Consider the following 12,802-nt stretch of genomic DNA (forward strand, 5'->3'; position numbering starts at 1 on the left):
GACATCCGGATCTATGCCTAGACCTTGCGTTTCCAGCCAAACGGCCCTGAACGGTGGTAAAGGAAACTATACTGCTCGCTCATCTGGTGCGAGCGATTCATCTGCCGGGCCGCGGCTGCAATCAGCATCAATGCGATGAAGTCGACGACATAATAGTGAAGACCCGTCGCAAAGCCTGCGGGCGGCAAGAGAAACGTGCCGTTGAACAGGCTGTAATGGATGAAGCGTACAGCGAGAGACAGAAGCGCGATATAGACGGCAAGACGCAGCCAGGAGCCCCAGGTGAGCGCGACGGCACGCCCCGTCATCCAAGCCGCAAGCCCGCCGAGCACGAGCGTGACGAGCGCGAATTCCGTGAGCGAAACTTCCCAGATCAGGTTCATTCGGCCGCCTCTTTTCTGCCGCCCTCGAGATAGGCTGCACGAACTTCCGGCCTTGCCAGAAGCTCTACCCCCGTGCCCGACATCGTGATCTGTCCGTTGACCATGACATAGCCGCGATGGGCGAGGCGGAGCGCGTGAAACGCGTTCTGCTCGACGAGGAACACGGTCAGGCCCTCTTCTCGATTCAGCTCCTTGATGACTTCGAAGATCTGTTTGACCACCATCGGCGCGAGGCCGAGGGAGGGTTCGTCGAGAAGCAGCAGGCGAGGCCGGCTCATCAAGGCGCGGCCGATCGCGAGCATCTGCTGCTCGCCGCCCGACAACGTTCCCCCGCGCTGATGCTGACGCTCCTTGAGGCGCGGGAAAAGGTCGAACACCCGCTGAAGATCGGCATCGAAGCTCGCGCCGTCGGTGACGAGAGCGCCCATCTGCAGGTTCTCCATCACCGTCATGCGCGGGAAGATGCGGCGCCCTTCCGGAGACTGTGCGATGGAGCGCTGCATGATGTCATGCGTCGGCAGATGGGTGATGTCCTCGCCATCATAGACGATGCGTCCCTTGCGGGCCTGCGGGTTGCCGCAGATCGTCATCATCAAGGTGGACTTGCCGGCGCCGTTGGCACCGATGAGGGTGACGATCTCGCCTTCGAAGACGGCGATATCGACGCCGCGCAGGGCGATGATGTTGCCGTAATAGGTCTCGACGCCTTCAACGGCGAGAAGCGGATTTTGGCCCGTCATGGCTTCGTCTCCTGCTCGCCTGCGGGCTCTCCGGCAGACGCCGCCTGTCCGGCCGCTGCTGCGGCTGCCGCTTCGGCTTCCGCCTCGGCGACCTCCTCGTCCTCGACGCCGAGATAGGCGGCGATCACCGAGGGATCGTTTCTGACGTAATCGGCCGAGCCGTCGGAAATCTTCTCGCCGTAATCGAGCACGACGACATGGTCGGAAATCTCCATCACCACGCCCATATCGTGTTCGATCAGGAGCACGGAGGTGCCGGCTTCCGATCGAATGAACTGAAGAAGCTCGTTGAGCTCGCTCGATTCGCGCGGGTTCAATCCCGCCGCCGGTTCGTCGAGGCAGAGAAGCTGCGGGTCGGTGCACATTGCACGGGCGATCTCAAGCCGGCGCTGGTCGCCATAGGGCAGGGCGGCCGCGGGTTCATCGGCGCGCTCCTTCAGGCGAATGTGCTCCAGCCAATAGACGGCCTTGTCGATCGACTTCTGCCTTGCCTTACGGAACCCCGGTAGGTTGAAGATCCCGCCGATGGTGAATCCCGAGGCGGCCATCAGCGCGTTGTGCTGGGCGACGAGCAGATTTTCCAGAACCGTCATGCCCCCGAAGAGGCGGATGTTCTGGAAGGTGCGGGCGACCTTTGCATCGCGTGAGATGCAGAAATCCGGCATCCGCTCCAGCAGGAAGATCGCTCCCTCGGCGGTGCTCATCGATTGCTCACCGCTTTCCGTCAGCTTGCGGACTTCCGCGTCGGAGATGGTGCTGCCGTGGCGCATGATGATGCGCCCTTCGGTCGGTTTGTAGAACCCGGTGACGCAGTTGAAGACCGTCGTCTTGCCGGCACCGTTTGGTCCGATGAGGGCGGTGATATCGCCCCGACCGACATTGAAGGAGAGATCGTCGACGGCGACGAGGCCGCCGAAGCGCATGGTCAGGTTTTCGACCGTGAGGACCGGGCTGTCGTCCCAGCGTCCCGGCTCGCTGACATTGTCTTTGAGAGCTGCAGACATCAGTGGCCCTCACCTTGAGAGACCATATCGGCGCTGATCGTCTGACGTTCCTTCAAAATGGCGGATGGCTCGCGCGTGGCGATGAGGCCTCGGGGGCGCCAGACCATGATGATCACCATCAGAAGACCGAAGATCAGCATGCGGTATTCGGCGAAATCACGGAAGAGCTCGAAGCCGCCGATCATGACGATCGAGGCGATGACGACGCCCATCTGCGAACCGAGCCCGCCCAGCACCACGATCGCCAGGATCAATGCCGATTCCATGAAGGTGAAGCTCTCCGGCGATATGAAGCCCTGACGCGTGGCGAAGAAGGCGCCGGCGAAGCCACCGAACATGGCGCCGATGGCGAAGGCCGTCAGCTTCGTATTGGTGGTGTTGATGCCGAGCGACCGGCAAGCGATCTCATCTTCCCGCAGCGCTTCCCAGGCGCGCCCCAGCGGCAGTTTGCGGAGCCTGAGCGTCACCAGGTTGGTGATCATGGCAAGCGCCAGGATGATGTAGAAGAAGTAGGCCTGCTTGTAGGCGGAATCGTAGCCGATCCCGAGAAGGCCGGGCAGGTTTTCCGCGCCCCGCTTGAATTCCAGCCCGAAAAATGTCGGATCGGGAATGCCGGAAATGCCGTTCGGCCCGCCGGTGAACGTATACCAGTTCAAGAGCACGACGCGGATGATCTCACCGAACGCGAGTGTGACGATGGCGAGATAATCGCCTCGAAGCCGCAGCACCGGGAAGCCGAGAATGAGGCCCCAGCAGGCCGCCAGGATGCCCGCGATCGGAAGAGCGAACCAGAAGCCGACTTCGAAGAACTGGGCGAAGAGGGCGAACGAATAGGCGCCCACCGCATAGAAGGCGACGTAGCCGAGATCGAGGAGGCCCGCGAGGCCCACCACGATGTTCAGCCCCCAGCCGAGCATGATGTAGGTGAGAACGAGCACGCCCAGATCGATGAATTGCTTATCCTTCATCGGGAAGAGGGCGAGGATGATGACCGGGTAGAGGACCGCCGCGACCAGTGCCACGACACCGACCGACTTCGAATGGCGTGCGAAATGCTCAGATAACGGTGTGCCTTCGCCGGAACCGAAGGCACGCAGAAGAAGCGGCCTCGTTCCGGCCTTGGTGGCCGGCCGCCACAGCAGAATGCGAAAGAGGAGACGGCCGACGAAGACGACGACGATGGCGGTGCCGAAGGCTTGCCAGCGGGCCGACAGGTCCAGTCCACCGATCGCGATGTCAGTGCGGAAGCCGATGAAAAAGAGGAAGAGAGCTGCTGCGATCGCGGCGGCGATGGCGGCATCCTTCAAGGCAGCGGCGATTGCGGAAAGACGCTGCGGTTCTTCGACGAAGGGGGGCTCGCCGGCATAGCCGGCGACGCGCTGTTCCCACTCCACCAAGGCGCCTGGCGCCTGCTGTTCGTCGGCGCTGCCTGCCTGGTTTATGTTGGACATGTCAGACTTTCTCGACTTCCGGTTTGCCGAGGAGCCCGGAGGGCAGGAAGATGAGCGTGATCGCCAGGATCGAGAACGCCGCCACGTCCTTGTACTCCACCGAGAAGTATCCGGACCAGAAGGTCTCGATGAGACCGATGGCGAGGCCTCCGAGCATGGCGCCCGGCAGGGAGCCGATGCCGCCCAGAACCGCCGCTGTGAAGGCTTTCACGCCGGCGATGAAGCCGATGTAGAAGTCGATCACGCCGTAGTAGAGCAGGAACATGACGCCTGCGACGGCGGCGAGCGCGGCGCCCATGACGAAGGTCAAAGAGATCGTCCGGTCGACGTTGACGCCGAGCAGCGAGGCCATCTTGGCATCCTGCTCGCAAGCCCGCTGAGCCCGTCCGAGCGAGGTCTTGGAGATCAGCATCGAGAAGCCGGCCATCAAGACGACGGTCGTGACGATGATGATGATCTGCATGTAGGAGAGCTGCACCACGATGTTGCCGGCTTCCGCATCACCCTGCATCAGGGTGATGCCTCCGGTGATCTGCGGCGGCAGCGGCTTGACGCGCGCGCCCTGCGTCAGCTGCACGAAGTTCTGCAGCGTGATCGACATGCCGATGGCGGTGATGAGCGGCGCCAGCCGGAAGGAGCCGCGAAGCGGCCGGTAGGCCAGGCGCTCGACTGTCCATCCCCAGACGGAGGTGAAGATCATCGCGATGATGAGGACTGCAAGCAGGATGAGCGGCAGTGCCGTCACTCCGATTGCGAGCATAATCAAGAAAACGGTGAGGGCGATGAAGGCGCTCACCATAAAAATATCGCCATGGGCGAAATTGATCATGCCGATGATGCCGTAGACCATCGTATAGCCGATGGCGATAAGGCCGTAGATCGAACCGAGCGTGACGCCGTTGATCAGCTGCTGAACGAAATATTCCATCGTTCTTTAATTGTACCCCTCTTATGGCCATTATTTTATTATAGGCTCACGTTCGAGTGCGGAACACTCGAACGCCAAAGAGGTCAATCGTTTAGCAAGCCGTCACACTGTGCACAATATGTGGCTGTGGACGGTGTGACGGTTTCGACGAAAGTCTGAAATATTCACATCACGGAAGACGAACGGCGAGACCTGCGCGAACCGTGTCTACAGAGGGTTCGAAGCTCGCCGCACCTGCAACGACGTCGCCGGTCACGTCTTCGAATTCGTCGTGGAGATACTCGAGCCGCCCAAACACGTGATCGGTAATCGCAACGTCAACGCCAGCACCGACCGTCCAGCCCTTCGCGGGTTCGACATTGAGCGAAGAGGTACCTTCCTGCTGGAAGTGGACTTGCGTGATGGCGAAACCGCCCGCGAGGTAGGGCAGGAACCGGTCCCAGGCGTAGCCGATACGGCCACGCACATGCGCATCCCACATCGGCTCCTTGTCGAGCCTCACGCCCGCGATGGTCGAGGTCGATTCGCCCTGGCGGAGGCTGAGATCGGCATCGAGGCCGGTGACGACATTGCCGAACTGGTAGTTCGCACCAAGGAACATGCCCGTGCCGAAGCTTCCGTCGCTCGCATCATCGCTGCCCAGGCCGGCGATCTCTGCGTCGTCCTGGAGCATCGATGCGCTGACCATCGCACCGCCGTAAAAGCCCGACCAGGTGTTTCCGGGCTTCGTCAGGAAGCTTTCGGGATAGTCCTTAAAGCCGTTGCCGAGAGCGAAGATGATGGCGCCACGAAACTGCTGGGCCTCCGGCTCGAACTTCGTCGAGCCGCCGCTGAACACGTAATCCTCGGCGCCGAAGCGGGTGTAGAGGTATTCTGCGCGCAGGCGGATCGGATAGTAGACCGCAACTTCGAGACCGGCGCCGACCGACCAGCCGAGATGGCGGGTCACATCGCCCTGGGTCATCGGCGCGAGCGAATGGCCATGGATCTCGGCCACGCGGCCGCCGGCCATGACGTACGGCATGAAGCGGCCCCACGTATAGCCGAGGCGCCCATAGACGCCGGCATCCCAGATGTAATCGCTGCCGATGGAGACGGACGCATTTTCCGTCTTGGTCTCGTGGATGGTGATGTCACCTTCCAGGCCGAGGACGATATTGCCGAAGAGCCAGTTGTAGCCGCGCAGTCCGCCGCCGGAAAAACCGCCATGGTCGCTCATGGAGAAGTCGGTGCCGGCGGGGGTCCGACCGTCGATATTGTCCGACGACCAACCGAAATGCATGCCGGTGTAGAAACCCTCCCATTGCGACACGGACACCGGAGAGGTGACCGGAACATAGGGTGCGGGCGCTTCTGGAAGATCGGCGGCGAGAGCGGGGCTTGCGAGGACGACCATGCCGAAGACGGCTGTTCCAAGACCACGCATCCAAATCACCTCGAGCTTCCGCGAACTTCGCAATCGAGGGCAGCTATCTTCCCCGACAAGTCAGGCGTCAATTGAACGCGCTCTCTGCGCTGCACTTCACGAAACGGTGTTGCCGATCGGCCATAGAGGCCGGGAAGGCGGTCGATCGATGTTCTCGGCTGGTCCTCGGCGCTGGTCCTCAGGGCTGGGAGGTGCGTGCGGTCTTCTCAGCCCCGAGGTCGGAGCGCCCGCATTCGTGGAGGCCTTCGATCAGTTTCCGCGCAGATACGAGAAGACAGCGCGGTTGAATTCCGCCGGTGCTTCGACGGCCGACAAATGCGCTGCGTGCACGATTTCCTTGCGAGCGCCTGCGATGTTGTCGGCAATAAGTTCGCCGTCCTGGGGCGGCGTCGAGGGGTCGCTGTCGCCGATGAGGATGAGAACGTCCGCCTCGATCGCCGACAGGGTGGGACGCAGATCCATGTCGCGGATCGCGGCGCAGCAGCCGGCATAGCCTGCGGGTTCGGTTGCCCGGATCTGTTCCGCGATACGCTCCACTTCATCCGGACGGTCGCGCCGGAAGGCGGCCGTGAACCAGCGTTCGGTGATGCCGTCGACCAGGGCTTCCATGCCGTTGTCGGTGACGGCCTTGATGCGCGCGTTCCAGAGGTCGGCCGGCGGCATATGGGCGGAGGTGTTGCACAAAGCGAGTTTGCCAAATCGCGCCGGATGATCGCGCGCCAGGACGATGCCGGTCATGCCGCCCATGGAGAGGCCGCAGAAATCGGTCTTGTCGATCTTCAAAAAGTCCAAGAGCTCGACGACGTCCTGGCCGAGGCGTTCCATGGAGAAGGCGTCTGCCGGGACGGGAGAGCGGCCGTGACCCCGCTGGTCGTAGCGGATGACCCGAAAACTGGTCTCCGCCTCGTCGACCTGGGCGTCCCACATGGCGAGATTGGTGCCGAGCGAATTGGAAAAGACGAGGGGCGGCGCCGAGCGGTTGCCGGCTTCCTCATACCAGATGCGGGCTCCATCGCTTAACTCACAAAACGGCATTCGGATTCTCCTTTGCGCGATTGTCGTGGAACGAGAGGGGTTTGGCGGGCAGGTCTGAGAGTTTGATTCCGCTTTCAGCCGCCGGCGAAACGATTCCTCTCGTCGCTCGGGCCGGTCGCAGACTTAGGCTTCGCCTGCGGCAGAGGAAAGGCGGCTGGGGCGTTTTCATCAGGCGGATGGTCTGGTGAGCGGCTTGATCTATACTGATAGCGAGAGCCCAAGCCGATAGGAGCCCCATGTCCGTCCGAGCCTTGCCGCAATCGATCGACGAGACGCTCCAGCTTTTGAACGGTGCCGGATATGTCGCCGACCGCTCGCTCGCGACCGTCCTCTTCCTGTCTCTCAAGATGGGCCGGCCTCTTTTCCTGGAGGGGGAGGCTGGCGTCGGCAAAACCGAAATCGCCAAGGTCTTGTCGCAGACGCTCGATCGCCGCCTGATCCGGCTGCAATGCTATGAAGGCCTCGACGTCGCGAGCGCCGTCTACGAGTGGAATTACACCGCGCAGATGATCGAGATCAGGCTCGCGGAGGCCGCCGGCGACAGCGACCGGCGGATGCTTGCGGAGGATGTGTTCTCCGAGCGGTTTCTCATCAAGCGTCCGGTCCTGCAGGCGTTAGAACCGGATCTGAACGGGCCGCCGATTTTTCTCATCGACGAACTCGACCGTGCCGACGAGGCATTCGAAGCCTTTCTCCTGGAAGTTCTGTCCGACAATCAGGTCACGATCCCCGAGATCGGGACGATCCGCGCGCCCGAACCGCCGGTCGTCGTCGTCACCACCAACCGCACGCGTGAGATCCACGACGCTTTGAAGCGGCGCTGCCTTTATCACTGGGTCGATTATCCGGACGCCGAGAGGGAGCTGCGCATCGTCAACGAGCGCGTGCCGGGGGTGCGCGAGCGGCTTGCCCGCGAAGTCGTCGGCTTCGTTCAGCGGCTGCGCCGGGAAGATCTGTTCAAGAAGCCGGGGGTGGCGGAGACGCTCGATTGGGCGAGCGCGCTCACCGAGCTCGACATGGTGGCGCTCGATCCGGAGGTGATTTCCGATACGCTTGGCGTGCTTCTCAAATACCAGGACGATATCGGCCGGATCGAGGGAAGCCGCTCGAAGCAGCTTCTGGACGAGGCGCGGGCCGAGCTCGCCGCTGCCGAGTGAAGGACGGATAGCGCCGTGACGGAGACGGGCGGCAAGATCGCCGACAACATCGTCTATTTTGCCCGGGCGCTGCGGCGCGCGGGCCTGCCGGTCGGCCCCGCCGCGGTCGTCGATGCGATCCGTGCGGTCGAGGTTGCGGGCATTTCTTCGCGCGACGACTTTTATTGGACCCTGCATGCGGTTTTCGTGAACAAGCGCGCCGATCGCCCGGTCTTCCATGAAGCGTTCGAGCTGTTCTGGCGCGAGCGCGGGCTCGTGGAGAAGATGCTCGAGCTCTTGTCGCCGGTTGCCCCGCCACGGCCCGCGGAGACCGAAAAGCCGAAGCCTGGGCAGCAGCGTGTCGAGGAGGCGATGCAGGCGCTGAAAGAGCGCCGCGAGGAAGAGGTCTTTCCCGAAATCGAGATCGATGCACGCATGACGGTGAGCGAGAAGGAGATTTTGCGCCGCAAGGATTTCGCGCAGATGAGCGCCGAGGAGATCGCCTCCGCGATGCGTGCGCTCGCCTCTCTGCAGTTTCCCGACGATCAGATCGTAACCCGGCGGCTTGTCGCTGCGACACGGGGCAAGGTCGATCCGCGCCGGACGGTCCGTGCCACCATGCGTTCGGCGGGCGATCTGATCCTGCCGCAGGCGCGCAAGCGCAAGGTGCAGGAGCCGCCGCTCGTGGCGCTTGCCGACATTTCCGGTTCGATGAGCGAGTATTCCCGTGTGATGCTGCATTTCCTGCATGCGCTGTCGTCGCGCCGGAAAGTTCACTCGTTCCTTTTTGGTACGCGGCTCAGCAACGTGACGCGGCAGCTGCGCTACAAGGATCCCGACGAGGCGCTTGCGGGCTGCTCCGACGCGGTCGTCGACTGGTCGGGCGGCACGCGTATCGCCGACGCGCTGCACGTCTTCAACCGCGACTGGTCGAGGCGGGTGCTGGGGCAGGGCGCGACGGTGCTTCTGATCACCGATGGGCTGGAGCGCGAAGAGGGGGCGGATCTCGCGGCGGAGGCTGCGAGGCTCGGCCGCTCCTGCCGTCGCCTGATCTGGCTCAATCCGCTCCTGCGTTTTGAGCAATTCGAGGCCAAGGCCCGTGGCATTCGAGCGATCCTGCCCCATGTCGATGACTTTCGGCCGGTGCATTCGTTGGAGGCGATTGAGGATCTGGTGAAGGCCTTGTCGACACCGGCCAAGAGGCCGCGCCCGGCATTGAGCCGGGCCGCCTGAGGGAGAGGACCATGGCAGAGATGTTGGAACACGACGCGCTTGCCACAGCTGAAGCCTGGCGTGCGGTCGGACGGAAGGTGGCGCTCGCCACCGTCGTCGAGACCTGGGGTTCGGCGCCGCGGCCTGTCGGCAGTCACCTCGTCATCGACGAAGAGGGCAATTTCGAAGGCTCGGTTTCGGGAGGCTGTGTCGAAGGCGCCGTCGTCGGAGAAGCGCTCGAGCTTCTGGAGAGCGGGGCGACGAAAATGCTCGAATTCGGCGTCGCCGATGAGACGGCCTGGCGGGTCGGTCTCTCCTGCGGAGGCCGCATCCGCGTCTTCGTCGAACCGGTGGCGTGATGGAGCTGTCGCTTCTCAAGGCGCTCAACGAAGAGCGCGCCGCCCGCCGCGCCGCCGTCCTCATCACCGATACGGCAAGCGGTGAGGCACGTCTCGTCAAAGAGAGCGAGGCTGCGGGAGATCCGCTCGCGGGGGAACTTTCAAGGCGTCTTCGCTCCGGCCGATCCGGGATGCTGGAGGATGGCCGGACTTTTCTGACCGTCGCGGTGCCGCCACCACGGCTCGTCGCGATCGGGGCCGTGCATATCAGCCAGGCCCTGGCACCGATGGCGAAACTTGCGGGCCTCGACGTCACGATCATCGATCCGCGCACGGCCTTTGCGACGGAAGAGCGGTTCCCGGGTGTATCGCTCATCGCGGAATGGCCTGAAGAGGCGCTCAAGAATATCCCCTTCGATGCCTATACGGCGGTCGCCGCGCTCACCCATGATCCGAAGATCGACGATTTCCCGCTGCGGGAGGCGCTCGCCGCCGGCTGTTTCTATGTCGGGGCTCTCGGGAGCCGGAAGACGCACGGCAAGCGTGTGGAGCGGCTTCTCGAAGCCGGTGTCGGCTCAGCCGATGTCGAGCGGATTCATGCGCCGATCGGTCTCGACATCGCTGCGGCCTCGCCGGCTGAAATCGCCGTCGCCGTTGTTGCGGAAGTGATCGCGGCGCTCCGCAAGGGCCCGTCGATGGCACGTGAGGCCGCTTGAAGTTCGGCCCGATCGCGGTCGCAGAGGCCGAAGGTGCCATCCTGGCCCATAAGGTCCGGGCAGGCGACCTGTCGCTGAAGAAGGGCGCGCGGCTGAGTGCCGAGGACATCGCACGGCTTCAAGCTGCCGGGATCTCTGAGGTCATTGCGGCGCGGCTCGATGCCGGCGACGTCCATGAAGATCAGGCCGCCGAACGCATCGCCCGCGCGATTGCCGGCAGGCATCTCCGCATCGAGGCACCGTTCACAGGGCGCTGCAATCTTCACGCCGAAGTCCCTGGAGTCTTTAGAGTCGACAAAGATCTGATCGACGCCCTCAACCGGATCGATCCGGGGCTGACGGTGGCAACGCTTGCGCCGTTCGAAGCGGTCGAAGCGGGCCGCATGATCGCGACGGTGAAGATCATCCCTTTCGCACTCTCTGAAGAGGTTCTCGAGACGGCCGAGAGGCTTCTCGCGAGCCATGAACCGCCCTTATCCGTGGCGGCGTTCCGCCCTTGCCGGGTCAGCCTCGTGTCGACATACCTGCCATCGACGCAGGCGAAGATGCTCGACAAGACGCGGCGCGTGCTGGAAGCCCGGCTCGAGAAGGCGGGGGCGAGCCTCACCGACGAGACGCGCGTCGCGCATGTGACCCAAGCATTGGCGGAGGCGTTGCGGCAGCCGGCGTCGGAAGGTGCGGATATGATCGTCGTCTTCGGGGCTTCCGCGATCACCGATCAGGACGACATCATCCCGGCTGCGCTCCGCATGGCCGGCGGTCGCGTTCTGCATTTCGGCATGCCGGTTGATCCGGGCAATCTTCTCCTCATTGGCGAACTCGGCGGCCGCCCGGTGATCGGAGCTCCCGGTTGCGCCCGCAGCCCGAAGGAGAACGGATTCGACTTTGTGCTGAATCGCTTCCTGGCGGGACTTGAGGTCAAGCCTGAAGACATCATGGGGATGGGCGTCGGGGGTCTGTTGTCGGAGATCGTATCGCGGCCGCAACCTCGTCAGCCGTCCGAGGGAGATGGCGGTGTGGCCGCCATCGTGCTCGCGGCCGGGCGTTCGCGGCGTATGGGCGGGTCAAACAAGCTTCTTGCCCGGTTCGACGACGTACCTCTCGTGCGTCGCACGGTGGAGACGGTCACAGCGTCCGGCGTCTCGGAAGTCGTGGTGGTCACCGGCCATATGCGCGAGGCGGTGGAAGAGGTGCTGGAAGGAAGCGGAGCGCGCCTCGTTCACAATCCCGATTTTGCCGAAGGGCTTGCGAGCTCTCTGCGGGTCGGATTGCGCGCCTTACCTGAGGGCGTGTCGGGTGCGCTCATCGTGCTTGCCGATATGCCGGGGCTGACACGCGAAGCGATTGGCCAGATGCTGGCCGCCTTCGAGCCCGACGCCAGCCGCAGCATCGTGCTTGCGACCGCGTCGGGAAAACGCGGCAATCCGGTTCTCTGGGCGCGCCGCTATTTTGACGAGTTGTTGCAGGTGAGCGGTGACACCGGCGGCCGGCATGTGATCGGGCTTTATCCCGACGACGTCTTTGAGGTCGAGATCGGCGCGGCCGCGCGGCTCGACGTCGACACGCCCGAGGCACTTCAGGCTGCCGGTGGCGTGATCGATCCGGCACGCGAAGGTTGATCCTGGTCATGGCGCGGTTCGGAGCTGCGACTATCGTGCGCTCATGAGGGGATCGATCGCATTGGCGGGTCTGCTTTTGCTGGCAACGGCGCAGGGCGCTGCGGGCCAGAACATCGCCCGCGGCGAAGCGCTGGCCGAAGAGTATTGCTCCCGCTGTCATGCCGTCGGATCGACGGGCACGAGCCCGATGCCGCCCGCACCAGCCTTCCGCGATCTGTCCGAGCGCTATCCGATCGACACATTATGGGAAGCGCTTGCCGAGGGCATCGTGACCGGCCACCCGGCCATGCCGGAATTCCGCTGGCCGCCTGCCGATATCGACGACATTCTTGGCTATATCACCTCGATCCAGCCGTCGGAGGACGGTCCGGCTGCTGGCAGCACTCCTGAGTGAAGGCTGCTAAGCCATTGTTCGATATCATGATTTCGACCAAGGGCTAGTAGACTTTTAATCTATGAGACGCAATCATTGCACCTCCTGACCCAGGAGGAGAGCATGCAGCAAAGTCGCGAGGAGAGTGATCTCGGCCTTCAGCTCGCCGGTTACGGCCTGACCACCGCCAACGTTCTCTACTACATGCCGGAGCGCCCGAAGCTCATTCAAAGCTTCGTCTGGCAGTTCTACGATGTGGCACCTGACCATCCGCGGCTGGAGCGCTTCCTCGACTACTGGCGGCGCGAGATCGATGCGGCCATCCATTCGGTTGAGATTGCCCATGAGCGTCTGATCAAGCCCTCGGAATGGCGTCTCGCGACCTTCGAAGGGCGGCTCAACTAATCTCGAAAGGGATTGTGAGGCGCGCGGCGCTCCCTT

14 protein-coding genes are annotated in these 12,802 nt (G+C 63.2%); 7 read left to right on the forward strand and 7 right to left on the reverse strand.

Annotated features, from left to right (window positions below; genetic code table 11):
- Positions 1–17: 17 nt before the first annotated feature.
- The 7 genes from ACK8CP_RS03720 to pcaD form a co-directional block, all read right to left on the reverse strand.
- Positions 18–383 (reverse strand): DUF6867 family protein, encoded by a 366-nt coding sequence (locus tag ACK8CP_RS03720; RefSeq protein WP_128291688.1) that lies wholly within the window; start codon positions 381–383, stop codon positions 18–20.
- The gene (locus tag ACK8CP_RS03725; protein WP_128291689.1) at positions 380–1,123 is read right to left on the reverse strand and encodes an ABC transporter ATP-binding protein; all 744 of its coding nucleotides are present in this window, start codon (positions 1,121–1,123) and stop codon (positions 380–382) included. The genes ACK8CP_RS03720 and ACK8CP_RS03725 overlap by 4 nt, the downstream gene beginning before the upstream one ends.
- Positions 1,120–2,127 carry an ABC transporter ATP-binding protein gene (locus tag ACK8CP_RS03730; protein ID WP_414833385.1) on the reverse strand — a complete coding sequence of 336 codons (1,008 nt, stop codon included), beginning with the start codon at positions 2,125–2,127 and terminating at the stop codon, positions 1,120–1,122. The genes ACK8CP_RS03725 and ACK8CP_RS03730 overlap by 4 nt, the downstream gene beginning before the upstream one ends.
- A complete protein-coding gene (gene livM, locus ACK8CP_RS03735; RefSeq protein ID WP_414833386.1) occupies positions 2,127–3,578 on the reverse strand; it encodes a high-affinity branched-chain amino acid ABC transporter permease LivM in 1,452 nt (483 codons plus the stop codon). The genes ACK8CP_RS03730 and livM overlap by 1 nt, the downstream gene beginning before the upstream one ends.
- A gap of 1 nt (position 3,579) precedes the next feature.
- The gene (locus ACK8CP_RS03740) at positions 3,580–4,506 is read right to left on the reverse strand and encodes an ABC transporter permease subunit (RefSeq protein ID WP_261214081.1); all 927 of its coding nucleotides are present in this window, start codon (positions 4,504–4,506) and stop codon (positions 3,580–3,582) included.
- A gap of 169 nt (positions 4,507–4,675) precedes the next feature.
- A complete protein-coding gene (locus ACK8CP_RS03745) occupies positions 4,676–5,932 on the reverse strand; it encodes an outer membrane protein (RefSeq protein ID WP_414833387.1) in 1,257 nt (418 codons plus the stop codon).
- A gap of 249 nt (positions 5,933–6,181) precedes the next feature.
- Entirely contained in the window at positions 6,182–6,967 is a 786-nt protein-coding gene (pcaD, locus tag ACK8CP_RS03750; RefSeq protein ID WP_414833388.1) for a 3-oxoadipate enol-lactonase, read from the reverse strand.
- 236 nt (positions 6,968–7,203) lie between these two features.
- Between pcaD and ACK8CP_RS03755 the strand changes: the two genes are divergently transcribed.
- The 7 genes from ACK8CP_RS03755 to ACK8CP_RS03785 all read left to right on the forward strand — a co-directional run bounded on the left by ACK8CP_RS03755 (position 7,204) and on the right by ACK8CP_RS03785 (position 12,766).
- Positions 7,204–8,124 (forward strand): AAA family ATPase, encoded by a 921-nt coding sequence (locus ACK8CP_RS03755; protein WP_414833389.1) that lies wholly within the window; start codon positions 7,204–7,206, stop codon positions 8,122–8,124.
- Positions 8,125–8,139: 15 nt separating this feature from the next.
- Positions 8,140–9,336 (forward strand): vWA domain-containing protein, encoded by a 1,197-nt coding sequence (locus ACK8CP_RS03760; RefSeq protein WP_234628299.1) that lies wholly within the window; start codon positions 8,140–8,142, stop codon positions 9,334–9,336.
- Positions 9,337–9,347: 11 nt separating this feature from the next.
- Entirely contained in the window at positions 9,348–9,674 is a 327-nt protein-coding gene (locus ACK8CP_RS03765; protein ID WP_414833390.1) for an XdhC family protein, read from the forward strand.
- Positions 9,674–10,369 (forward strand): XdhC family protein, encoded by a 696-nt coding sequence (locus tag ACK8CP_RS03770; protein WP_414833391.1) that lies wholly within the window; start codon positions 9,674–9,676, stop codon positions 10,367–10,369. Before ACK8CP_RS03765 ends, ACK8CP_RS03770 begins: the two co-directional genes overlap by 1 nt.
- Complete coding sequence (locus ACK8CP_RS03775) at positions 10,366–11,988, forward strand: NTP transferase domain-containing protein (protein WP_414833392.1); 1,623 nt, start codon at positions 10,366–10,368, stop codon at positions 11,986–11,988. Before ACK8CP_RS03770 ends, ACK8CP_RS03775 begins: the two co-directional genes overlap by 4 nt.
- 61 nt (positions 11,989–12,049) lie before the next feature.
- Positions 12,050–12,382: a c-type cytochrome gene (locus ACK8CP_RS03780; RefSeq protein ID WP_234628297.1), complete on the forward strand. Its 333-nt coding sequence runs from the start codon at positions 12,050–12,052 to the stop codon at positions 12,380–12,382.
- A gap of 102 nt (positions 12,383–12,484) precedes the next feature.
- Positions 12,485–12,766, forward strand: a complete 282-nt coding sequence (locus tag ACK8CP_RS03785) for an usg protein (RefSeq protein WP_234628296.1) — start codon at positions 12,485–12,487, stop codon at positions 12,764–12,766.
- The last annotated feature ends 36 nt before the right edge of the window (positions 12,767–12,802 follow it).

Source organism: Afifella sp. YEN Y35 (assembly GCF_047553465.1).
In the GTDB taxonomy this organism is placed as follows: domain Bacteria; phylum Pseudomonadota; class Alphaproteobacteria; order Rhizobiales; family Afifellaceae; genus Afifella; species Afifella aestuarii.

Bases quoted from the DNA above. Each gene is read 5' to 3' on its own strand.
- ACK8CP_RS03720 (WP_128291688.1), bottom strand. From the start codon at position 383: ATGAACCTGATCTGGGAAGTTTCGCTCACGGAATTCGCGCTCGTCACG.
- ACK8CP_RS03725 (WP_128291689.1), bottom strand. From the start codon at position 1,123: ATGACGGGCCAAAATCCGCTTCTCGCCGTTGAAGGCGTCGAGACCTAT.
- ACK8CP_RS03730 (WP_414833385.1), bottom strand. From the start codon at position 2,127: ATGTCTGCAGCTCTCAAAGACAATGTCAGCGAGCCGGGACGCTGGGAC.
- livM (WP_414833386.1), bottom strand. From the start codon at position 3,578: ATGTCCAACATAAACCAGGCAGGCAGCGCCGACGAACAGCAGGCGCCA.
- ACK8CP_RS03740 (WP_261214081.1), bottom strand. From the start codon at position 4,506: ATGGAATATTTCGTTCAGCAGCTGATCAACGGCGTCACGCTCGGTTCG.
- ACK8CP_RS03745 (WP_414833387.1), bottom strand. From the start codon at position 5,932: ATGCGTGGTCTTGGAACAGCCGTCTTCGGCATGGTCGTCCTCGCAAGC.
- pcaD (WP_414833388.1), bottom strand. From the start codon at position 6,967: ATGCCGTTTTGTGAGTTAAGCGATGGAGCCCGCATCTGGTATGAGGAA.
- ACK8CP_RS03755 (WP_414833389.1), top strand. From the start codon at position 7,204: ATGTCCGTCCGAGCCTTGCCGCAATCGATCGACGAGACGCTCCAGCTT.
- ACK8CP_RS03765 (WP_414833390.1), top strand. From the start codon at position 9,348: ATGGCAGAGATGTTGGAACACGACGCGCTTGCCACAGCTGAAGCCTGG.
- ACK8CP_RS03770 (WP_414833391.1), top strand. From the start codon at position 9,674: ATGGAGCTGTCGCTTCTCAAGGCGCTCAACGAAGAGCGCGCCGCCCGC.
- ACK8CP_RS03785 (WP_234628296.1), top strand. From the start codon at position 12,485: ATGCAGCAAAGTCGCGAGGAGAGTGATCTCGGCCTTCAGCTCGCCGGT.